Origin of the sequence: Ureibacillus chungkukjangi (assembly GCF_003217295.1) — a bacterium.
In the GTDB taxonomy this organism is placed as follows: domain Bacteria; phylum Bacillota; class Bacilli; order Bacillales_A; family Planococcaceae; genus Ureibacillus; species Ureibacillus chungkukjangi.
In genome coordinates this window covers 1-20895 of the sequence record NZ_QJTJ01000022.1, presented here as the reverse complement: position 1 = coordinate 20895, position 20895 = coordinate 1, and the positions used below count along the sequence as shown (strand labels likewise).

23 protein-coding genes and 2 rRNA genes are annotated in these 20895 nt (G+C 37.2%); 1 reads left to right on the top strand and 24 read right to left on the bottom strand.

The genetic code is table 11. The features are described 5' to 3' along the window. Positions 1-215 precede the first annotated feature (215 nt). From spoVG to metG, 11 genes are all read right to left on the bottom strand, one after another. Positions 216-506 carry a septation regulator SpoVG gene (gene spoVG / locus BJ095_RS13940; protein WP_107936302.1) on the bottom strand — a complete coding sequence of 97 codons (291 nt, stop codon included), beginning with the start codon at positions 504-506 and terminating at the stop codon, positions 216-218. Between the two features lie 153 nt (positions 507-659). After that, positions 660-1034, bottom strand: a complete 375-nt coding sequence (locus BJ095_RS13935) for a RidA family protein (protein WP_107936300.1) — start codon at positions 1032-1034, stop codon at positions 660-662. Position 1035: 1 nt separating this feature from the next. Continuing rightward, complete coding sequence (gene purR / locus BJ095_RS13930) at positions 1036-1863, bottom strand: pur operon repressor (protein ID WP_107936298.1); 828 nt, start codon at positions 1861-1863, stop codon at positions 1036-1038. A 139-nt stretch (positions 1864-2002) separates the two neighbouring features. Continuing rightward, positions 2003-2869: a 4-(cytidine 5'-diphospho)-2-C-methyl-D-erythritol kinase gene (gene ispE, locus BJ095_RS13925; RefSeq protein WP_107936296.1), complete on the bottom strand. Its 867-nt coding sequence runs from the start codon at positions 2867-2869 to the stop codon at positions 2003-2005. Positions 2870-3058: 189 nt separating this feature from the next. Then, the gene (locus BJ095_RS13920) at positions 3059-3253 is read right to left on the bottom strand and encodes a small, acid-soluble spore protein, alpha/beta type (protein WP_107936294.1); all 195 of its coding nucleotides are present in this window, start codon (positions 3251-3253) and stop codon (positions 3059-3061) included. Positions 3254-3357: 104 nt separating this feature from the next. After that, on the bottom strand, positions 3358-3618 hold the full coding sequence (gene veg / locus BJ095_RS13915) for a biofilm formation stimulator Veg (RefSeq protein ID WP_036197871.1): 261 nt from the start codon (positions 3616-3618) through the stop codon (positions 3358-3360). A gap of 148 nt (positions 3619-3766) precedes the next feature. Beyond that, positions 3767-4654: a 16S rRNA (adenine(1518)-N(6)/adenine(1519)-N(6))-dimethyltransferase RsmA gene (gene rsmA / locus BJ095_RS13910; RefSeq protein WP_107936292.1), complete on the bottom strand. Its 888-nt coding sequence runs from the start codon at positions 4652-4654 to the stop codon at positions 3767-3769. After that, positions 4647-5213, bottom strand: coding sequence for a ribonuclease M5 (rnmV, locus tag BJ095_RS13905; protein ID WP_107936290.1), 567 nt, complete (start codon positions 5211-5213; stop codon positions 4647-4649). Before rnmV ends, rsmA begins: the two co-directional genes overlap by 8 nt. Before the next feature lie 898 nt (positions 5214-6111). Next, the gene (locus BJ095_RS13900) at positions 6112-7317 is read right to left on the bottom strand and encodes a G5 and 3D domain-containing protein (RefSeq protein WP_107936288.1); all 1206 of its coding nucleotides are present in this window, start codon (positions 7315-7317) and stop codon (positions 6112-6114) included. A 133-nt stretch (positions 7318-7450) separates the two neighbouring features. Continuing rightward, positions 7451-8221, bottom strand: a complete 771-nt coding sequence (locus tag BJ095_RS13895) for a TatD family hydrolase (RefSeq protein WP_107936286.1) — start codon at positions 8219-8221, stop codon at positions 7451-7453. A 252-nt stretch (positions 8222-8473) separates the two neighbouring features. Continuing rightward, on the bottom strand, positions 8474-10438 hold the full coding sequence (metG, locus tag BJ095_RS13890) for a methionine--tRNA ligase (RefSeq protein WP_107936284.1): 1965 nt from the start codon (positions 10436-10438) through the stop codon (positions 8474-8476). Positions 10439-10807: 369 nt separating this feature from the next. On the opposite strand from metG, the gene BJ095_RS13885 reads away from it, so the two are divergent. Then, positions 10808-11086 carry an AbrB/MazE/SpoVT family DNA-binding domain-containing protein gene (locus BJ095_RS13885; RefSeq protein ID WP_107936282.1) on the top strand — a complete coding sequence of 93 codons (279 nt, stop codon included), beginning with the start codon at positions 10808-10810 and terminating at the stop codon, positions 11084-11086. Positions 11087-11250: 164 nt separating this feature from the next. On the opposite strand, the gene rsmI is transcribed toward BJ095_RS13885, so the two are convergent. The 13 genes from rsmI to BJ095_RS13820 form a co-directional block, all read right to left on the bottom strand. Continuing rightward, positions 11251-12123, bottom strand: a complete 873-nt coding sequence (rsmI, locus tag BJ095_RS13880; protein WP_107936280.1) for a 16S rRNA (cytidine(1402)-2'-O)-methyltransferase — start codon at positions 12121-12123, stop codon at positions 11251-11253. Next, positions 12120-12383: a GIY-YIG nuclease family protein gene (locus tag BJ095_RS13875; protein ID WP_107936278.1), complete on the bottom strand. Its 264-nt coding sequence runs from the start codon at positions 12381-12383 to the stop codon at positions 12120-12122. Before BJ095_RS13875 ends, rsmI begins: the two co-directional genes overlap by 4 nt. Continuing rightward, on the bottom strand, positions 12367-13116 hold the full coding sequence (locus BJ095_RS13870; protein WP_107936276.1) for a tRNA1(Val) (adenine(37)-N6)-methyltransferase: 750 nt from the start codon (positions 13114-13116) through the stop codon (positions 12367-12369). Before BJ095_RS13870 ends, BJ095_RS13875 begins: the two co-directional genes overlap by 17 nt. A 93-nt stretch (positions 13117-13209) precedes the next feature. Further along, a complete protein-coding gene (gene yabA, locus BJ095_RS13865) occupies positions 13210-13566 on the bottom strand; it encodes a DNA replication initiation control protein YabA (protein ID WP_107936274.1) in 357 nt (118 codons plus the stop codon). A 23-nt stretch (positions 13567-13589) separates the two neighbouring features. Further along, the gene (locus tag BJ095_RS13860; protein ID WP_107936272.1) at positions 13590-14405 is read right to left on the bottom strand and encodes a PSP1 domain-containing protein; all 816 of its coding nucleotides are present in this window, start codon (positions 14403-14405) and stop codon (positions 13590-13592) included. Then, positions 14398-15432 (bottom strand): DNA polymerase III subunit delta', encoded by a 1035-nt coding sequence (holB, locus tag BJ095_RS13855; protein ID WP_285842591.1) that lies wholly within the window; start codon positions 15430-15432, stop codon positions 14398-14400. The genes BJ095_RS13860 and holB overlap by 8 nt, the downstream gene beginning before the upstream one ends. 86 nt (positions 15433-15518) lie before the next feature. Next, a complete protein-coding gene (locus BJ095_RS13850; protein WP_107936270.1) occupies positions 15519-15959 on the bottom strand; it encodes a YaaR family protein in 441 nt (146 codons plus the stop codon). Positions 15960-16133: 174 nt separating this feature from the next. Then, positions 16134-16463 carry a cyclic-di-AMP receptor gene (locus BJ095_RS13845; RefSeq protein ID WP_107936268.1) on the bottom strand — a complete coding sequence of 110 codons (330 nt, stop codon included), beginning with the start codon at positions 16461-16463 and terminating at the stop codon, positions 16134-16136. 64 nt (positions 16464-16527) lie between these two features. Next, positions 16528-17163, bottom strand: a complete 636-nt coding sequence (gene tmk / locus BJ095_RS13840; protein ID WP_107936266.1) for a dTMP kinase — start codon at positions 17161-17163, stop codon at positions 16528-16530. Positions 17164-17182: 19 nt separating this feature from the next. After that, entirely contained in the window at positions 17183-18604 is a 1422-nt protein-coding gene (locus BJ095_RS13835; RefSeq protein ID WP_107936264.1) for an aminotransferase class I/II-fold pyridoxal phosphate-dependent enzyme, read from the bottom strand. 130 nt (positions 18605-18734) lie between these two features. Next, positions 18735-19484, bottom strand: coding sequence for a phosphorylase family protein (locus tag BJ095_RS13830; protein WP_107936262.1), 750 nt, complete (start codon positions 19482-19484; stop codon positions 18735-18737). Positions 19485-20557: 1073 nt separating this feature from the next. Then, a 5S ribosomal RNA gene (rrf, locus tag BJ095_RS13825) occupies positions 20558-20673 on the bottom strand. Positions 20674-20801: 128 nt separating this feature from the next. Continuing rightward, positions 20802-20895, bottom strand: a 23S ribosomal RNA gene (locus tag BJ095_RS13820); the annotation flags it as partial.

The window sequence follows — 20895 nt, the reverse complement described above, 5'->3', positions numbered from 1 at the left end:
CCTGCTTTTCAAGGTTTCCAGACTTGACAAATCAATGACATCTTCTATGGAATTTTATAATAATTTTTAGGTTAATTAGAAAAGTCGCCGTATCACCAAGCCTTAACGATTTGCATTAGATACATTTATGAAAATATGAAAGTTATGTACTCTCTTATCTAACGATAAAAAGGAGTCTACTCAAATAATATGAGTAGACTCCTATTGTTTAAAGATTATACATTTGCCTCTTCAAGTTCTAGCACTTCTTCTTCACTAGATGCGTGATAAGCAGCTAATACAACTTCTTGAAGTTTATTTCGTGTATCAGAGTTAATAGGGTGTGCGATATCGCGGAATTCTCCGTCTGGTGTTCGCTTACTTGGCATTGCTACAAATAATCCATTATTGCCATCGATTACACGAATATCATGTACAACAAACTCTTCATCTAATGTGATTGAAGCAATAGCTCTCATACGCCCATCAGTTTGGACACGTCTTAACCTTACGTCAGTTACCTCCATTATTTCACTCCTCTCTTCTATGATGCCTTTAAAAGATATGATTCTACAAAAATTTCAAATTCCCTTCTTCCATTATACAAAAATTTGAAAAATTATAAATATTTTTTGTAAAAAAAATGATGGAAGCTATTTTGCCTCCATCATTTAACTATTTTATTCTACTACTGCAATTACTTCGATTTCTACTTTTACATCTTTTGGTAGTCTAGCAACCTCTACTGCAGAACGAGCAGGTTTATGATCACCAAAATGCTTTGCATATGTTTCATTCATAGCCGCGAAGTCGTTCATATCCCCCATAAATACAGTTGTTTTCACAACTTTATCTAGTGAACTACCTGCTGCTTCTAAAACTGCGTTTAAATTTTCGAATACTTGATTTGTTTGTACGACGATATCGCCTTCTACTAATTCGCCCGAAGCTGTTAAAGGAATTTGTCCAGAACTATAAAAGATTCCATTTACTACGATACCTTGTGCATAGGGTCCAATTGCAGCTGGTGCATTTGTTGTAGATACTGTTTTCATTTTATTTTCTCTCCTTTAAAAAATAGTTACCTTCACTTAAAGCAATTGTACGATCCTTTTCGTTTACCGCATGAAGCTTTACTAAAGAATAGTAATCATCTACCAGTGTTTCATCAGCATGTTCTGCTTCTACTAATACAGCCATTCCCGCTAACTCACAGTCAAATTCCTCTAGCAGATTTTTCATACCATTCATCGTACCGCCAACCTTCATAAAGTCATCCGTTATGAGTACGCGCTGGCCGCCCTTCATACTGCGTTTAGAAAGTACCATTGTTTGAATACGTCGGGAAGATCCAGATACATAATTAATACTTACGGTAGAACCTTCCGTTACCTTGCTATCTCTACGTACGACAACAACAGGAACATTTAAATGTCTTGCAATTGAATGCGCAATCGAAATCCCTTTCGTTGCCACCGTCATAATGACATCAATTTTTTGGTCAGCATAAATGCTTGCAAATACTTTTCCGACTCTATTCATCAGTTCAGGATTACCTAGTAAATCAGTCATAAATAAATAACCACCTGGTAATAGACGATCAGACTGACTTAACTGAGTAATCAATATTTGAATAATCTCCCGCACTTCACTATCAGACATCTTAGGAATATATTTTACCCCGCCTGCTGCTCCCGGTACGGTCATCAACAATCCAATTCCTTTTTCTTCAAACGTTTCTTTAACAATCGATAAATCTTCACTAATTGAGGATTTGGCAGATTGATATGTTTCAGAAAAAAAAGTTAAAGGTATTAGCTGATGTGGATGCTCAAGTAAATAATATGTCATATCAACAAGGCGTTCGCTACGCTTCCATTTCACGAGATCCACTCCACTTCTACAAAATGTAAAATTAACTGCCTACTAAATTAATAGCAGACAGTCCTCTTTCCATTTCCTACATTTAAATCGATTTATAAACACGAATATTTTATAGAAAAAGTACCACAAATATACGCATTTAAGCAAGTGAATTCCTTTCACCTAACAATCGAACTGCAAAAACCTCATCACAAAAACCTCTTAAGCCGTTATATATTCTTCCTAATCTAGACTCATTATCTACTAGACCAAATACAGTTGGACCACTGCCGCTCATTAGCACTGCATCTGCACCAAAACGCTTCATTTGTTCCTTAATCATTACAACTTCTGGATGCAGGTTAAATGTAACGGATTCTAGGACATTTCCCATAGAAGCACACATTAAATCATAATCATTTGTTTCTATCGCTTGAATCATTTGTTTCGTATTCGGGTGTTCGATTCCCTCTATATTTAACCCACCATAAACCTGTGCTGTTGAAACACCGATTTTAGGTTTGGCTAAAACGACCCAGCAAGTTGGAGGAGCCGGTAACTTTTGAATTTTCTCACCGCGCCCAGTTGCAAGCGCTGTCCCACCATAAATGCAGAACGAAACATCAGAGCCAATTTTAGCTCCTAGCTCAGCTAATGTATCGATGGATAAGTTTAAATTCCATAATTCGTTTAACCCTTTTAATGTAGCGGCCGCATCACTACTTCCTCCTGCAAGACCTGCTGCTACCGGGATTTCCTTTTCAATTGAAATTGTAACCCCATCAGCTATACCATATGTATCTTTGATTAGCTGTGCAGCTTGGTAAGCAAGGTTTCGGTTATCGTCCGGAATAAAACCATTTGTTGAAATAATTTTGATTAAACCATCATTTCGAGACTCAAGTCCAATTCGATCGCTTAAGTCAACAGTTGTCATAATCATTTCTACTTCATGATAATTATCAGGGCGTTTATATAAAACATCTAAAGTTAAATTTATTTTCGCTGGGGCTTTTACATAAAGCATATATATCCTCCTCGGATTGCCATCCAAATCTTTTATTCATCTTTGATTTTAGCTTCTATACTTCCATATATTTTACCATAGTGTACGTACAAGTGTCGCTAGCTCATTCTTCTTGTAGCACTTCATTTGTTTTAGATAAAGTAAAAGCCAATAGTCTCCTTAATAGGAGCTATTGGCGAAGTGTCAACACTACTTATTCATATTTTTTTGGTTTTGCTGTGCTAGACCTTGTTCGGCCATTTCAATTGCTCGCTTTACCATGTTACCTGCATCACGTGACTTAATTCCACCCCAGCCTTCACGTTCGACTACATCGTAAAATCCGAGTTCCTTGGCTATCTCTTCTTTTAGACGACTCGACATGATACCTTTTCTTCTGGCCATGCAGTTTTGCCTCCTTAGGAATAAGTAGGTTGACAATACTAGTATGTGCGAAAGAAAATAAAAAACACCCGAAAAATCGAGTGTTTTAATAAGACAAATAAAAACTATTTGGCAATTGCAACCTGAACATCATCTAAAAACGTGATTTCTACTGCTTCTGTTAAAATATCTGTGTAGCTATAAGAAACGCGTTTACAAGCGTTATCTTCTTGATCGAGCTCAACGACAAAGACTGCGTGATATGTGTCACTAAGTACTCCATCACACTCAACCGTTTTCTTGCGACCACCATTTGCTTTTAATCGCAAACGTTTACCCAAATTACAATCTAGAGACTTCTTAATGTCAGCTAACGTTTTTGGCATTTCGCATACACCTCACTACACAATATTATAGCCCATTTCTGGGTAACTGTCAACAAATTATAATATTTTATCAGCAGACAAATATCCTTGTCAACTTTTTTTATATAAAAAAACCTTAAAACTTATAGATTATAGATTCTTGTTCAAATTATTGTACATTGCCAAAGTGGGGATAGAGTGCATCTGCCAATTTTCCGAACTCTTGAATAGACAGTGTTTCCCCTCTTCTTGTTGGGTCTACATTCGCTGATTCTAGTGCCTCCAAAATAAGCTGTTTCTTTTCTTTACCCGATGGAAGCCCTGATTGAAGATTATTTAGTATTGTCTTTCTGCGTTGTGCAAAAGAAGTTCGTGTTACCTCAAACAGGAAATCTTCACTAATTACTTTTACAGGTGGCTCATCATGCTTGATTAGACGAATAACGGCAGAATCCACATTTGGCTGTGGCATAAACACAGTTTTTGGAACAACCATCGCAATCTCTGCAGTCACGTAATATTGAATAGCAATAGATAGCGAGCCGTATTCCTTAGTCCCAGGCTTAGCCGTAATGCGATCTGCTACTTCTTTTTGCATCATAACAACAAATCCACGAATCGGAAGTCGATCATTTAGCAATTTCAATAAAATTGGTGTTGTTACGTAATAAGGTAAGTTTGCCACAACCATGATGTCTTCTATACCTAACATTTCCTCTTTTATTACTTTTTCTACATCCGCTTTTAAAATATCCGAATGTATAATTTTCACATTATCGTACGGACTTAATGTATCTTCAAGTACAGGTAAAAGACGTTGGTCAATTTCAAAAGAGACAACTTTTTTTGCTGAACGTGCAAGATGCTCTGTTAATGCACCGATCCCTGGTCCAACTTCAATCGCTCCACTTTCTTCTGTTAAATTGGCATGACTTACGATATTACGTAAAATATTGGGATCTATTAAAAAGTTTTGTCCTAAACTTTTTTTGAAAGAAAAGCCGTATTTATTTAAAATTTCTTTTGTTCGTAATGGTGTTGCGATATCTTTATTCATTTTGATCCTCCTGATCTAGTTGAGCTACTGCTTCACCAAATTGTTCAGCAGTAATTTGGAACATTGCTAGTCTTTTATGCAATTGTTTACCATTCGTCATCCCAATATTCAGGATTTCCCCCAAACGATTGCGACGTTGTTTTGATTGTGGATGCCCTATCAATCGAGCTATTAGCAAATCTTCCATTGTAATAATATTTTCAGTTTTAAAATCTGGGTTTGACGTATACACTTGGCTCAATGCTTCTCGAATATCTTCATCTCGTGCATGCTCAATGCCAAGTCCTTTACCATTTTTCGCAATGGTTTTCTCTTTTGCTAGAAACGCATGCTTCACTCCTGGAACTCGTTCTTCAATAATTGCACGGATGCGACGCCCTGGATAATCGGGGTCTGTGAAAACAATTACCCCACGTTTTGTTTGAGCGTGATGAATACGACGAATCGTTTCCTCGGAAATCGCAGAGCCATTTGTTTCTATTGTATCTGCATTAACCGCTCTTTTAATCGCCGTTGTATCATCTTTTCCTTCTACAACAATGATTTCTTGTATATTCAAAAATATACCCCTCTTCTAAAGCAATCTCTGACTATAATAACATGAAAAGTGACTAGACGTCGTTTTGATTGGTTTGCTGTGATTTTGAGGCAATTGATTAACCGCTGCTTGTTCTTAAGTATGGTAGGTTTGCTTATTAGCATTACGGCTGTAGTGGTGAGGCGGTAGCATTGGGTAACATTTAGCGTCCCTACAACTTGTCTGGACCGTCGAGATTCCAAGATAAGATTAGAGTATTAGACGATTCTAAGTGGAAATTGCTCCAGATTGGTGTAAAGTGAACGGGTTTACTACCTTCCATTAGGGAAACCTTTTTACATCGTCGTAAGGCGTGCGTGATTGCTACCTTTCATCTAGTTAAACGCTTCGTATCGTCGTAATGCGGGCAGGTTTGCTACCTTCCATCTGAGCTATCGCTTCGCTTCGTCGCAATACGTGCACGATTACTTCCTTTCATACTTGCTATCCCTCCACTTCGTTTCAATACGTGCACGATTACTACCTTTTACACTGGCTATCACTTTGCTTCGTCGCAATACGAGCACGATTACTTCCTTTCACACTCGGTATCGCTTCGCTTCGTCCCAATACGTGCACGATTACTTCCTTTCATACTTGCTATCCCTCCACTTCGTTTCAATACGTGCACGATTACTACCTTTTACACTGGCTATCACTTTGCTTCGTCGCAATACGAGCACGATTACTTCCTTTCACACTCGGTATTGCTTCGCTTCGTCGCAATCTGAAGGATTTTACTACCTTTCACACTCGGTATCGCTTTGCTTCGTCTTAATGTGAACCGATTTACCCGCAAAAAAAAGCCTCCCTGTCAGTCTACAGGGAGGCTTCATACATTTTGGTTGAATCATGCTAAACTTTTTTTAAGTTACTAGTTTTAGTTTAAAATTTTGATGCGTACTTTTTTGCGTCCCCAGCTGTTTGCTTGGTTCGTTGAGCTTACAAATACGTCGATTTTATTGCCCTTGATGGCACTGCCTTTGTCAGCAGCAATGGCATTCCCGTAGCCTTCTACCCATACTTTAGTTCCTAATGGAATAACACTTGGGTCTACAGCAATTACTTTCATACCATCTTTTAATGTTAAGCCTGTTGCTGTTACACCTGAACAGCCTGCACAGCCTGCTGTATATGCTGTTGCAGTGACATAAAATTCTTTACTGCTGCTTGAAGATGATGCACTATTACTACGAGAAACAGCTGCTGTTACAACCTTTGTCCCAACTGCTACTACTTTTGTAGTTGGTTTTTGAATTACATCTTCTGATTTTAAAACTTTCTCTATAACTTTACCATTTTCTTTAATAACTTCGTAGGTACGAGACACTTTCCCTTTCTCGCCCTTAGCTACAACTTTTTCTTTTCCTTTTAGCAATGAAGAGTCTGATTTCGTTTCTACTGCGAAATCAATAGATTCTTCCACTACATCGGTAACTTTTTCTACGCGAACAACTGTGATTTTATCTTCTGGTGTAATTTCTTTCTCCAGATCATTTTCAACACGATCAAACTCATTAAGCTGAATTCCCTGTTGTTTCAAAAAGTTAGCGACCGTAGTCGAAGTGGACCAAACTTGTCTTTCTTCTAAACCATCGACAAGCGTTAACTGAAACGCCTTTTGAATATCAATTTGGTTAGTCTCGCCTACTTCTGCGTCCAAAGCTTGTGATAATACATCATGCTCTGTTACTTCGATATTTGCTTCTTCCAAAATGTTCTTCACTTTACTTTCAGTTGTCCATACTTTTGACTGACTTCCGTCAACTGAAATTGTTACTTCTCTTGCTTGTTCCCAATCAATCGTTAAACCATTAACGATTTCTGTATTCAGTGAGGGTGATACTTTATCATATTGAGTGATTACGATACCTTCTTGTTCAAGAAGGTCGCCTACTGTTTTTGCGTGAGTTGAAAATTCTTCTTCTTTTCCGTTCGCATTTACGACCACCGAATCCTTGGTGACTTGAAATACTATGAACGAAACTACTGAAACAAACAGAATCAGTGAAACCACACCAACCACTGTTTGCTTACTCCTCAATGATCCTCGGAACAAGTTTTTCATGGTACTTATTTTTGACATGAAAAAACGCCTCCTTAGCACTCGTTGGATTATACGGACTACTTTTCTAGCTGTCAACCAAATTAATTTTTCCGAAAAAATAGTCCATTTAAACGAAGCTTCCTAAACGCAGTATTGGAGGCATTTAGGAAATCTATTCATCGAGATTAAAAAATTTAATAGCATTTGAGGTTGTCGCTTGCGCAACTTCATCAATTGATAATTCTTTTTGACGAGCAATTTCCTCAGCAACTAAAGGCACATAAGACGGCTCATTACGTTTGCCGCGATAAGGATGTGGCGCTAGATAAGGGGCATCTGTTTCAATCATTAAATACTCTAGCGGAATCTCTTTCGCTACCTCTTTTGGCATTCGAGCATTTTTAAATGTGACAGGACCACCTAAACTAATCATGAAATTCATATCAATACATTCACGAGCCGTTTCAACACTTCCACTGAAACAATGCATTACTCCACCAACGGATGCTGCATTTTCTTCGTGTAATATTTTCACCACATCGCCAGTTGCTTCGCGATTATGAATAATTATTGGTAGCTTTAGTTTTTGTGCTAGATGAATTTGTTTGCGGAATAGCTCTTGTTGTACCTCTTTCGGTGATTTATCCCAATAATAATCCAAACCAGTTTCGCCAATACCGACAACTTTGGGATGAGTGGCAAGCTGTTCAATCCACTCTAAATCTTCGGGTGTACAATCAATTGCATCAACAGGGTGCCATCCAATTACCGCATAGATAAATTCATAATCAGCTGCTAGCTTCATTGCTCGTTCGATCGTTTTCCGATCGAAACCAACTACTACCATTTTTTCAACTTTCGCTTCTAATGCTCTCTCGATTACTTGTTGTAAGTCTTCGTCATATTGATCTGCATTTAAATGGACATGTGTATCTATAAACATATTAATTTCTCCTCACTTATTGTAGTTGATTAAAACATTTCTTAGTTGACAACTAAATTACAGAAATATTACAAGCGGAATATTTTATGTCATAAATCATACAGATTTCCGCTTCATTTAGTAGAATTTCCCTAATTCGACATATGACAACCTCGAATTCATTATTATAATATAACTTCTTTAGGTATAAAGACTTCGTGTGAAAAGCCTGTTGAACGAAGTTTGTCCAACAGGCTTAACAAATATTAATGATTATTTTACTTTTGCACCATTTTGAAGTTTTGGATCTACTGTTGCAAGTGTTAAAACACCATCATGCGATCCTGCCAAAATCATTCCTTGTGATAGTTCACCACGAAGCTTTACTGGTTTTAAGTTTGCTACAACAATCACTTTTTGCCCTACTAATTCCTCGGGCTTGTAATATTGCGCAATTCCCGATACTACTTGGCGTTGTTCGTATCCTAAATCAACCTGAAGCTTTAATAATTTATCAGCTTTAGGAACTGGTTCACAAGCTGTAACAGTAGCAACTCGTAAGTCTACCTTCATAAAATCATCGATAGAGATTTCAGGTATTTCAGGTGCTTCTACCTCTGCTTTTTTCTCTTCTTCTTGAGGCGTTTTTACAGAAGCTCTCATTTGTTCTCTAATATAACCGACCTCTACTTCCACATCTAATCGAGGGAAAATCGGAATTCCTTTTTCTACCACTTTAATGTTTGCTGGAATAGTATTGCCGAATGTTTCAATTGTTTCCCAAGTCAGATGAGTCGCGTTTAATCCTAATTGTTCGACAATTTGCTTAGGAGTTGAGGTCATAAATGGCTGTAACATAACGGCAATTTGACGAAGGCTTTCAGCAAGGTTCAACATTACTGAAGCCAATTTCCCTTGATTTTCCTCGTCCTTGGCTAAAACCCATGGCTGAGTTTCATCGATATACTTGTTTGTACGAGAAACAAGTGACCACACATCTGACAGCACAACACTAAATTGCATTTTTTCCATGTTTTTCTCGTAGACTAAACGAGTTTCCCTCGCGTGTGCTTTTAAAGCAGCATCAAATTCTGTTTCAACAAGGTTCTCTGTTGGAATGAAACCATCAAAGTATTTGTTCATCATTGATACTGTACGATTTAATAAGTTTCCTAAATCATTAGCTAAATCGAAGTTCGTTCTTTCAACAAAGGATTCAGGTGAGAATACGCCATCTGAACCAAATGGTAGTTCACGAAGCAGGAAGTAGCGTGTTGCATCTAATCCATAACGTTCAATTAACATTTCTGGATAGACAACATTCCCTTTCGACTTCGACATTTTACCGTCTTTCATCATAATAAAGCCGTGAGCAAATACTTTCTTCGGTAATGGTAAATCTAAAGCCATTAAGAAGATTGGCCAGTAAATAGTATGGAAACGCACGATATCTTTCCCTACAACATGTACATCGGCTGGCCAAAATTTGTTAAATAATTCTTCATTATCAGAGCCATAGCCTAAAGCTGTAATATAGTTTGTTAAAGCATCTACCCAAACATAAATGACATGTCTTGGATCCCCAGGAACCTTAATACCCCAGTCAAATGAAGTACGAGAAACAGACAAGTCCTCTAAACCTGGTTTAATGAAGTTGTTAATCATCTCATTTTTACGTGATTCCGGTTCGATGAATTCAACGTTTTCCTCATAATATTGTAATAGACGTTCTGAATATTTCTTCATATTAAAGAAGTAAGATTCTTCTTTTACTTTGTGTACAGGTCGTCCACAATCAGGGCAATTTTCATTCTCCAATTGTGTTTCCGTATAAAATGATTCACAAGGTGTACAGTACCAGCCTTCATACTCCCCTTTATAGATATCACCATTGTCCAAAAACTTTTGAAAAATCTTTTCTACACTTTTTTTATGGCGATCTTGTGTAGTTTGAATAAAATCATCGTAGGAAATATCCATTAAAGCCCAAAGCTTCTTAGCACTCTCAGCTATTTCATTTACATAGTCCTGCGGGTTTTTGCCAGCTTCTGCAGCCTTTTCTTGGATCTTCTGTCCATGCTCGTCCATTCCTGTTAAAAAGCGAACATCATAGCCTCTTAAACGTTTGTAACGTGAGATTGTGTCTGATGCTACTGTAGTATAAGCGGTACCAATATGAAATTTACCACTTGGATAATAAATTGGGGTAGTTATATAAAATGTGTTCTTTTCGCTCACTTAAAATGGCCTCCATTGTTAACTGTATAGTGTTTATTTTATCGAAGTAAGAAAATTGTTTCAATGAAAGAATATTATTACAGGATTTTGTCGAAAAATGACATTAGAAAAATGTGTAAATTTAATGAACTTTTCTCACTAATTATATCGTTCCATAATAATAATCTCTAATAAATACCATTTTATCTTAAATAAACCTCATTTATCTATAATAATGTTTATAATTTATTCACATCAAGTTTCAACCATTAATACTAAATAATTGACGTTTATGGGATTACTTGGTATGATTCTAATCAGACAGATGAAATATGTCGAATTTTGACGAATGTAAAATATAATATACAACATATAGGAGGAAATATTGTCATGAAATCAACAGGTATCGTTCGTAAAGTAGATGAATTAGGACGTGTAGTTATTCCGATTGAACTTCGCCGTACATTAGGAATCGCAGAAAAAGATGCATTGGAAATTTACGTTGATGACGATAAAATCATTCTTAAAAAATATATGCCTAACATGACTTGTGCTGTTACAGGAGAAGTTTCAGATGAAAACTTCCGTCTAGCTGGAGGAAAGTTAATCTTAAGTCCAGAAGGTGCAGATATTTTAGTAAAAGAAATCCAACAACACTTTTCAAAATAATCATAAGAAAATACACGATTTTCGCCATCCTTTGCGAGAATCGTTTTTCTTTTTAAGAATAGCCCTAATCAGGCAAAAAGCATTGCTATTTAAATCTAAATAGCAATGCTTTTTTATTGCATTTGTGTATTACCTACACAAATTATTTCCAATTAATGTAAGTGTTATACATGGTATTGCTGGTAAACATCTCGTTTAGGTAAGCCCCTTATCTTTGCAACTTCTTTAATGGCATCCTTTGAATTCATTTGTTTTTCTTCTACTAAATGGTCTATGTGTTCAACTATAGATAGGTTTGTCCAATAGGCAGCTTCTTCCTCTTCAACCTCACCATTAACATTACCTTCTAAAATTACACAAAATTCGCCACGGATTTCATTTTCATTTACCCAATTTAGTGCCTCCGAAATGGTACCGCGCAAAAACTCTTCAAATTTCTTTGTCAGTTCACGAGCCAATACTATTTTACGCTCACCTAAAACGAGTTCTAAATCCTTTAATGTTTCTTTTAAACGATGGGGAGCTTCATAAAAAATCATCGTTTCTTCTCGCTTTGCTAATTTCTCAAGCTGTAATCTACGCTCTTTCTTTTGGCGATTTAAAAACCCAAAGAAGTAGAAGGGCTGAGGTACTATTCCAGATGCGATTAAAGCGGTTAAAGCGGCATTGGCGCCAGGCACTGGAACAACAGCAAAATCCTCTTCAATTGCTTTAACAACAATATCTGCACCTGGATCTGAAATACAAGGAAGCCCAGCGTCACTTACTAAAGCAACAGATTTCCCATCTCGTAAATAGCCTAATAGCTTTTCTCCCCCGTACTCAAGATTATGCTCATGATAGCTTACAAGAGGTGTTTGAATTTCGAAATAATTACAAAGCTTTTTAGTGTTTCGTGTATCTTCAGCTGCAATCACATCAACTTCTTTCAGGATTCGCAGTGCACGGACTGTCATATCCTCTAAATTTCCGATTGGTGTTGCCACCAAATATAAACAGCTTCCTTGCTCGTGCTGGCTGCTTTTTTGTGATTTCATGTTGGTGCTCCTCCAATGTACTTCAGTTTTTCACTTCGTTTTAGTTGTTTGAATGCATACTCAGCCCGCATCGCCTCTTGTTTTGTTTCGTAAGTTTCAAAATAAACGCATTTCACTGGTAAATGTGCTTTCGTATATTTTGCTCCCTTTCCGGCATTATGAGTTGCCACGCGTTTCTCAAGATTATTCGTATAACCCGCATAGAGCGAGTGATTTGCACATTCTAATACATAAAAGAAATGATTATTTTTTGTCTCCATAAAGTATCTCACTCACTTCATCCGTATACTCATTGTTCTCATCATATACGTATAATGGAGGTAATACCTTTAAATCAGGCTTCCCATCCTTAATTCCTTCTATTAATAAAGTGTTTGCTTCTTTACCAAATTTCGGATAGACAAATCGAATACGCTTTGGTTCTAGTCGATTGGCTCGCATTGCTGTTACAATATCGAGAAGCCTTCCTGGGCGATGGACAAAGGCAGCCTTCCCACCCTGTTTTAACAATTTGCTAGCTGATTCTATCGCTTCTTCTAATGTGAGATGTAATTCATGACGGGCAATTGCGTAATGCTCGCTTAAATTTTTATCACTTAATTCATGTGCTAAGAAATAAGGTGGGTTGCATGTTACAACATCATATTTTTCAATTCCTAGCTGAGGGGGAATCATTTTAACATCCCCTAACACCATCTCTATTTGATTTCCCAATCCATTGTACTTCACACTGCGTTCTGCCATATCAAATAGTCGTTCTTGTAATTCGACACCAATAATTTCAGCTTTTGTGCGCGCACTTAAGAATAATGGAATAACCCCATTGCCTGAACAAAGGTCGACAATTTTTCCTCTATTTATAGGAACATTGACAAACCTCGATAATAATACTGCATCTAACGAAAACGAAAATACGGATGGACTTTGAATAATTCTTAAATCCTCTGCCAATAAGTAATCCAGCCGCTCATCCTCTTTTAACCATTGTTCCATAAAAAACCTCCTTATGCATCTTTTCGCCATACCCAAAAGAAAAGACTGAAAACCACATTAAGTGGTATCAGCCTTTTACGGTTTTGAGGGAATTTATGCATTTTGTTTATTTAAAAACGATAGACAAAATAAACAATCTTCACCTTTTCGGGAACCGCCAAAATGTACGTGGCAAACATGGAACCCTTCTTGGTATAGACGCGCTAAATTATCATATCCCTCTCCAATATCTAATAAGCTTACTTTTTCCTCATTACTACTTTCATCTGTAGGATCTGTAGATAAAAGCTCTTCTAGACGTCTACGCAGGTGAAGGTTTTCTGTTTGAATTGCTTGATGATCTTCCACCATTTGTGCAACATATTTTTTCAAATCAATGTATTGTTGCTGTAGCGTTTCGAGCTGTTGTTCGAATTCCATAACAGTATCTAAGAAATTACGGTCCTTCACTAGAAAGCCACCCCATTGTTCATCTAAATCAAATTCTTCTCACATTCAATAATTTCTTCTAATGTATATTCAACAGTACGTACCTGCTCTTCTAAGAAGACCTGAATTAATCGTTCTAAAACATTAATTCCTACTACTTTACCTGGACCATCTGGTGTCATTGTCTTATCACCGATATCAGGCATTCCTTCCTTCGCGTTTTCGTAATCATCATTCTCATACTTCAGACAGCACATAAGACGACCACAAAGTCCGGAAATTTTCGTTGGATTTAATGATAAGTTTTGGTCCTTTGCCATTTTAATCGACACAGGGTCAAAATCCCCTAAAAATGTCGAACAGCAAAGCATTCTACCACAAGGACCGATACCACCAAGAAGCTTGGCTTCGTCACGCACACCAATTTGGCGTAGCTCAATACGTGTACGGAATATGGAAGCTAAGTCTTTTACTAATTCCCTGAAATCTACTCTACCTTCAGCTGTGAAGTAAAAGATAATTTTATTTCGATCAAATGTATACTCAACATCAACTAGCTTCATTTCTAACTTGTGCTCAGTAATTTTAGTACTGGCCAGTTCAAAAGCTCGTTGTGATTCTTGCCTATTTTCATCAACCTGGATACGATCTCGTTCATCTGCTGGACGTAATACTTGTTTTAATGGTAAAACAACATCATTTTCCCCAACTTGCTTCATTGGAACGACAATCTTTCCGTATTCAACCCCTCTTGCTGTTTCTACTATGACATATTGTCCTTTTTCCAGTAGAAAATCACCGGGGTCAAAATAATATATTTTACCCGCTTTTTTAAAACGGACTCCTACTACATTATACAAATGTATACCCCTCCTGCAGATTAAGCATTAACTGCTCCATCAAAAGCGACCGATTCATATTGCGCTGCAAATTTTGTCTTGCTTGTAAAATTGCCTGCAATTGATCAGACAGACGATCATAAGTTGTGTGTAATGCGATTTCCTTCCAGCTTTGCAACATGTCTGGATATGTACATGAGCTTTGTGGATTCGCTTTTATAGCTACAATATCACGATATGCGAAAAGTAGTAAATCTAACGCTTGTTCAATTTCCTCTTTTTCCTTAAAGGAAACCAACCAATCTTCATACACAACTAATAATGCCTCATGGACATTTTTTCTAACTGTCTCTACTAATTTTAACACTGTTTTTCTTGCATGTGCAAACTGCTCATCGTGAGCTAGTGAAATCGCTGTTTCTAAGCTATTCGTTAACATACTAACAGTGGACGCCATTGAAAAGGTGATACCCTGTTCTTGAAGCTGCTTTAATAAAATATCTCGTGGAACAGTAGCAAATTTTATATGCTGGCACCGTGACTGTATCGTCGGTAATATGGACTGATAGCTTTCTGTTAGTAGAATGGCAGTCACATTACCCTCGGGCTCTTCTAAAAATTTAAGTAATGTATTAGCGGAAGAGGTATTCATTCGATCTGCATGATGAAGAACATAAATTTTACGTCCCTCCTCCATGCTTGTTTTTGTCATTCCAGAAATAAGGTCTCGAATTTGGTCGGTTTTTATGAATTGTCCATCTGGTTCTAACTGCTTCACATTCGGATGATTACCAGTTTCAATGCGTTTGCAATTTCGACATGTTTCACATGGAACATTTTTCGACGGGTTCAGACATAAAAGTAGCTTTATGAAGAAAATTGCGATTTCTTTTTTACCCGTCCCTTTTTCACCATCAAATATGTACGCATGACCGGTTCTGTTTTTTTCAAAAATCGTTTGTATCTGCTTCATTACTACAGGCTGTAGCACCTTTAGCTCATCCACATATTCTACCACTTTGTTCACCTTTTTCTCTAAACGTAACATTTATGAAAATGAAGTTCTGTCTTCCCTTTCACCTTTTCTTAGAAAAAACCCCGTGTCCCATTCAGGAAAGTAAATAGACACGGGTTTTACATATATAAATTTACTAGTAATCCTTTGATTTCACCGATTTTATCTAGTAAATCAATTGAACTCTTTTCTTCACTTAAAATTTCCTGTGCAAGTTCTATTAAACGCTCATCAACCGTTTCGACAATTTTCAGACGACGCCCTTCTCCAAAACGATTCCATGTATGGGATTGTTTCATATCAAGGCCATATTCAACTGCTTCTTGTAAGAAACGCTTTACTAACATTTTAAAACGAGTCAATTCACGCAGGTTACGAGACCTTGCTACACGGTCACCTGCGGCAGAAATGTCGCCCATCAATCTTGTTAACTGCTCAGATTGTAGTTTAGTTCCCTGTTTCACAAGTACTTCACCAAAGCGATTTCCTGATTGGTTCGGTTGCTTTATATCATGGTGATTCGTTTTTAGACCTACACGTAAATCTTGATTTATTTTCAATTACCTTTCGCCTCCACCTAATCACAAAACCAAAATAGCGTAAGTGTTTAATTATTTCGAAGTGATTTAAGACAATTGCTATGGGTTTAACCTTATTTTGAGTTGAAGAATCTTACTATATAAATTCTACAATAATTTAGTGCATGATTTATACGAAATTTCTACTAAATAAGGTTAGAAATGGTGGAACTGTTCGATTGGTAACACAAAAACTGTTGCTCCCCCAACTTCAACTTCAATGGGATATGGGATATAAGAGTCTGCATTGCCACCTAATGGCGAAACAGGTGATACCATCTGTTCGCGGGAACGACAATTATCTCGAATAATGTCGAGCAATTGAGGAATTAATGAATCCTCCGTTCCAACGAGAAAGGTTGTGTTTCCTGAACGTAAAAACCCGCCAGTACTTGCTAATTTCGTTGCGCGAAAATTATTTTTAGTTAACGCGCTAGACAAACGATTACTATCCTGGTCTTGAACGACTGCAACAACTAACTTCATCCGCACTCACTCCCATATATTGAATTGGTGTTTATATTATAGCATACATAATAGCCTACTTCATTTACTTTTCATCTAGCGATTCACAGATCAGACGCCAGACATCTTCTACTACATTCTCCACAGACTGATCAGCATTCACTACTTTAATTCTATTAGGATAACGCTTTACTACTTCATGATAACCTTCCCTAACTTTTTCGTGAAATGATAAGCTCTCAACATCAAGTCTATTCAACTCACGCTCATTGTGTGCATGAATTCGGGCTAGTCCAACAGCAGGATTTAGGTCAAAAAGTATCGTTAAATCCGGCATACGCTTCCCAATGGCAAATTCATTTATCGATAACACTTCATCGATACCAATTCCGCGAGCATAGCCCTGATAAGCTAATGAGGAATCAATAAAACGATCACATAAGATCATTTTACCCGCCTTCATTGCAGGCTCAACCTTTTCAAAAAAATGCTGGCTTCTAGCTGCAGCATACAATAAAGCTTCAGTTCTTTCATCCATCGCTGTATTTTCAGGGTTTAAGATGACCTCACGAATTTTCTCCGCAATCTCAATCCCACCCGGCTCACGAGTTGCTAACACGTCAATGTTATTCTCACGAAGACGCTCGGTGATCCGAGTTAAAATTGTCGTTTTTCCCGCTCCTTCTGGGCCTTCAAATGTTATAAATAAATTGCTTTTCATTTCTATATTCCTCCGATTGTTACTTTATGACGTAAATGAGCTTTTCGTGCAAACGATGCTGTCCTTGAAAAGCTACACCTACTGCAAGTAACTCTTCTAGTTGACTTAATTTGGCCACTGTAATTTTTTCTCCCGGCAAGAATAATGGTATACCGGGCGGATAAGGAATCAGCATACTTGCAGCAACACGCCCAATTGCCCGCATATATGGTACCCATTCCTTTTCTAGCTCTTCCAACTCATCATAGGAATATTCAGGTGTTGAAACGGTTGTCATTTCGTTTGATGGTGAAACCGCCTCAATACTATTTACCCCTTTTTTCCTTAAGTTAAAAATTGCTTCTTTAATACGCTTCCGTGTTTCGGCAAATGGATAAGCTTGTCCATGTTTTAGTAGCGGCAATATGAATAAAACCTGATACGGATCACTCAGCTCAACATAAATTCCTTGCTGCTCCAGTTCTTCCTTTAACTGAAACCCTGTATACCCTGAAAAGCGCAATAATAGCTTTAAAGGGTCATCTACTTCAATGACCTGTAAAGGTTCTATTGACCGTAATGCCTCTACCCACTGACTTCTTTTTTGTTTTAAATAGTTTGCATCACTTTCTAAATAGCTATCTATATAATCTCTTGCATCATCTAAAGAAGCAAGAAGCAAATACGACGGACTGCTCGATTGAAGCATCCTTAAATAATGATTGACCTTTTCTACTTTAACCAGATTTGAATTTACATGCAAAAACGAGGCCATAGTCATAGCAGGAAGTGTTTTATGTGCAGATTGAACAACTACATCTGCCCCTAACTGAATTGCAGAGGATGGAAACGACTGACTTGCGATAAAATGAGCACCATGTGCCTCGTCTACTAGAACAGGTATATTCATTTCATGGCACATTTCTATTTGCTGCTCTAGCTCCTTACCTGCTATGCCATAATAGGTTGGATAGGTTAAAACAACCGCTTTAGCGTCAGGATGAAGCTGCAATGCTTCTTTTAATGTAGTAGTCGGGACAGCTCCGGCAGTTTTTGTAGCCTCATCCCATTTAGGTGCTACAAATATCGCTTTTGCTCCAACTAGCTCTAAGGCGTGGAAAACTGATTTATGTGCATTTCTTTGTATAATAATTTTTTCATTTCGCTTACAGGTCGCAAAAATCATGGCAAGATTTCCAACTGTCGAACCATTAACCAAGAAAAAGCTATTGCTTGATTGATATGCATTAGCTAATAGCATTTCTGCCTGTGCAATGGCTTCCTCAGGGTGGTGAAAATCATCTAAACCCGTTAACTCTGTTAAATCATATGTAAGTGCATCCTTGATAGTACGTGGTAGGTTTGATAATAAGCCGTTTTTATGTCCCGGAACATGCCAGCTCAACGGCTCATTTTGCGCAAATTTTTGCAAAGCTGAAACGACCGGTCTTTCCCTTTTCATTTTCTCACTCCGTTCTATTTCCCTTTCTATTATAGTCTTAGAGGGCATTAAACGAAAGTGAATAGGAGATATCGTAAATAGAACTATTTGAATTGAAGCACATAATCAGTACCTTTTAATTTTTCTTTCACTAATCTGAGATTGAAGATAAATAAAGTGCAACATCCCTTATTTTTTCATCTGTTTCTGCTTCAATTAACTCTCTTTTCTTTGTATAGGAGTATAGCGTATCTCCTACAATAAGCTGATCAGATAAATTTAACAATCCAACAGCCTTTTTATCAAACCTTTTCGCTACTGCCAAAGTTGTTGCTGTTTCCATATCAACTCCCATATGACCATTCGAAGCCCATTCATCAATCATTTCTTTGGTTTCAAGAAACATTGCACTAGTTGAGAGCACACTTCCAACCACATAGGAGTAATCTCTTTTTTCACAATAATCTATAGCTGCATTTAATAACTTTTGATCAGATTTAACTATTTTAGTATTAGGAAGATACCAATGAGATGCTCCATCTTGCATCTCAGCTTCTGAAACAATCAGAATATCTCCATACTTTATATCAAAAGTTAAACCTCCAAAATATCCAGTCTGAATAAATTGATTGGTTCCTGCTGATGCAAATTGATGTGTAATCATCGTCGCCATAGGGCTACCATATACATTGGCGAATCCCATATTGTATCCTTTATACTTTCCAATAATAGCATTCCATTTGGGCAACCACATTTCCTCCTTGAGGATATTTTTCCACAAAACTAGATTATCCTCATGGTTCCATTCCCCGTGGATGATAAAAGATAATGGGATTTGTTCTTCATCTACACCTAAAGCCTCTAACCAATCTCCCTTGATAAAATCACCATAAAGCTTCATCTTCCCTCTCCCTTCACCAATACAGGATAATATATTTTTTCGAAAGTATCTGTTAGGGGTAAATTATATTCTTAATACAGTTTGCCTAGCGACTTTGATAGGTCGCTTTTTGTATCCTTTATATAAAGGCCTACTATGTAAAATGAACCTACATTCCGTTTTATTTAGGACAACTTTTCTCCTTCATCAACTCATTGATTCATCTTTAAATCATTCAATTCGTAATTGTTGTTAAAAGATAAATGTGATTGCAATTAGAATGCATTTCCACCTATCTTTACCAAGATTGAATAAACCAATCAGTAAAATCCCTATACTCATGTATAACTAACGTTTCTTCATTCTTTCAAAGAAGTCTATAAAACTCTCCAACTGATTGTCATTCTGATTATATTCCATTTCAGTAAGCTCATCTTCACTTCCCGAAAAAAGGTTTATGTCACTTCTTTATAAATTTTATTCATTGGGTACAAAATAAGAAGCTGTTACCATTCATATTCTTTAAATTCTTCACAGAGTCTATAAAACCTTCATTAGTTTGATTATTGCTCAAAACATTTCGTTATATATCTTCAATTAGCAAATATAGTTTTCTAAAAAGATATGCTGTAAAAAAATATCACCTTTCACAACTTTCTTTCATTATTTATTAGCAGTCTTCCCTAAATTAAATAAAACCTCACTGAATACTTTAATGGGGTAGTTACTAGTCACTCTGAATAGGATGCCTCTATTCGATGCTAATATATCTACTCTATTGTTTGTGGTGTATGTTCAAGCTTTTATAAATAGGACAACACAACAATAATAAAAAACCCGCTGAATACTCAGCGGGTTTCAAATACCTAGCGACGCCCTACTTTCACAGAGGATGACGCTAATCTGCGAAGTATGATGATACGGCGGCTAATTTCGGAGTCTAGCTTCGAGCCAAGGCTCATGTAAAAATTATACTGTGCTTTGTACTTCTGGATATATTTCTTTTTCTTATAAGTACCGATCAACCATCGGTTTTAATAATAGTTGGACTTTTTCTGCATATAAAAAACCTCTGAATACTCAGTGGTTTAGTTGCCTAGCGACGTCCTACTCTCACAGGGGGAAGCCCCCAACTACCATCGGCGCTAAAGAGCTTAACTTCCGTGTTCGGTATGGGAACGGGTGTGACCTCTTTGCCATCATCACTAGACTTGCACATGAATGTGCTGGCTTCGCCGTTGCAACATGGACGTTGCGCTCTTAGGCGAAGTTCCTATTTGTTTCTGAAAGAAGCTTGTTCTCTCAAAACTGGATAAAGACATTGATTGCTTTCAAGATTTGGTTAAGTCCTCGATCGATTAGTATTCGTCAGCTCCATGTGTCACCACACTTCCACCTCGAACCTATCTACCTCATCGTCTTTGAGGGATCT

What these genes read in the sequence shown, in the direction of transcription:
- BJ095_RS13875 (WP_107936278.1), bottom strand. Translation starts at nt 12,383, where the DNA reads ATGGAGACAAAAAATAATCATTTCTTTTATGTATTAGAATGTGCAAAT.
- BJ095_RS13830 (WP_107936262.1), bottom strand. Translation starts at nt 19,484, where the DNA reads ATGAAGCTTTATGGTGATTTTATCAAGGGAGATTGGTTAGAGGCTTTA.
- BJ095_RS13870 (WP_107936276.1), bottom strand. Translation starts at nt 13,116, where the DNA reads ATGGAACAATGGTTAAAAGAGGATGAGCGGCTGGATTACTTATTGGCA.
- BJ095_RS13895 (WP_107936286.1), bottom strand. Translation starts at nt 8,221, where the DNA reads ATGTTTATAGATACACATGTCCATTTAAATGCAGATCAATATGACGAA.
- tmk (WP_107936266.1), bottom strand. Translation starts at nt 17,163, where the DNA reads ATGAAAAGCAATTTATTTATAACATTTGAAGGCCCAGAAGGAGCGGGA.
- BJ095_RS13835 (WP_107936264.1), bottom strand. Translation starts at nt 18,604, where the DNA reads ATGAAAAGGGAAAGACCGGTCGTTTCAGCTTTGCAAAAATTTGCGCAA.
- rsmA (WP_107936292.1), bottom strand. Translation starts at nt 4,654, where the DNA reads ATGAATAAAGATATCGCAACACCATTACGAACAAAAGAAATTTTAAAT.
- BJ095_RS13845 (WP_107936268.1), bottom strand. Translation starts at nt 16,463, where the DNA reads ATGAAGTTAGTTGTTGCAGTCGTTCAAGACCAGGATAGTAATCGTTTG.
- BJ095_RS13935 (WP_107936300.1), bottom strand. Translation starts at nt 1,034, where the DNA reads ATGAAAACAGTATCTACAACAAATGCACCAGCTGCAATTGGACCCTAT.
- rsmI (WP_107936280.1), bottom strand. Translation starts at nt 12,123, where the DNA reads ATGAAATCACAAAAAAGCAGCCAGCACGAGCAAGGAAGCTGTTTATAT.
- holB (WP_285842591.1), bottom strand. Translation starts at nt 15,432, where the DNA reads ATGTTACGTTTAGAGAAAAAGGTGAACAAAGTGGTAGAATATGTGGAT.
- ispE (WP_107936296.1), bottom strand. Translation starts at nt 2,869, where the DNA reads ATGCTTTATGTAAAAGCCCCAGCGAAAATAAATTTAACTTTAGATGTT.
- BJ095_RS13900 (WP_107936288.1), bottom strand. Translation starts at nt 7,317, where the DNA reads ATGTCAAAAATAAGTACCATGAAAAACTTGTTCCGAGGATCATTGAGG.
- veg (WP_036197871.1), bottom strand. Translation starts at nt 3,618, where the DNA reads ATGCCAAAAACGTTAGCTGACATTAAGAAGTCTCTAGATTGTAATTTG.
- BJ095_RS13920 (WP_107936294.1), bottom strand. Translation starts at nt 3,253, where the DNA reads ATGGCCAGAAGAAAAGGTATCATGTCGAGTCGTCTAAAAGAAGAGATA.
- spoVG (WP_107936302.1), bottom strand. Translation starts at nt 506, where the DNA reads ATGGAGGTAACTGACGTAAGGTTAAGACGTGTCCAAACTGATGGGCGT.
- BJ095_RS13885 (WP_107936282.1), top strand. Translation starts at nt 10,808, where the DNA reads ATGAAATCAACAGGTATCGTTCGTAAAGTAGATGAATTAGGACGTGTA.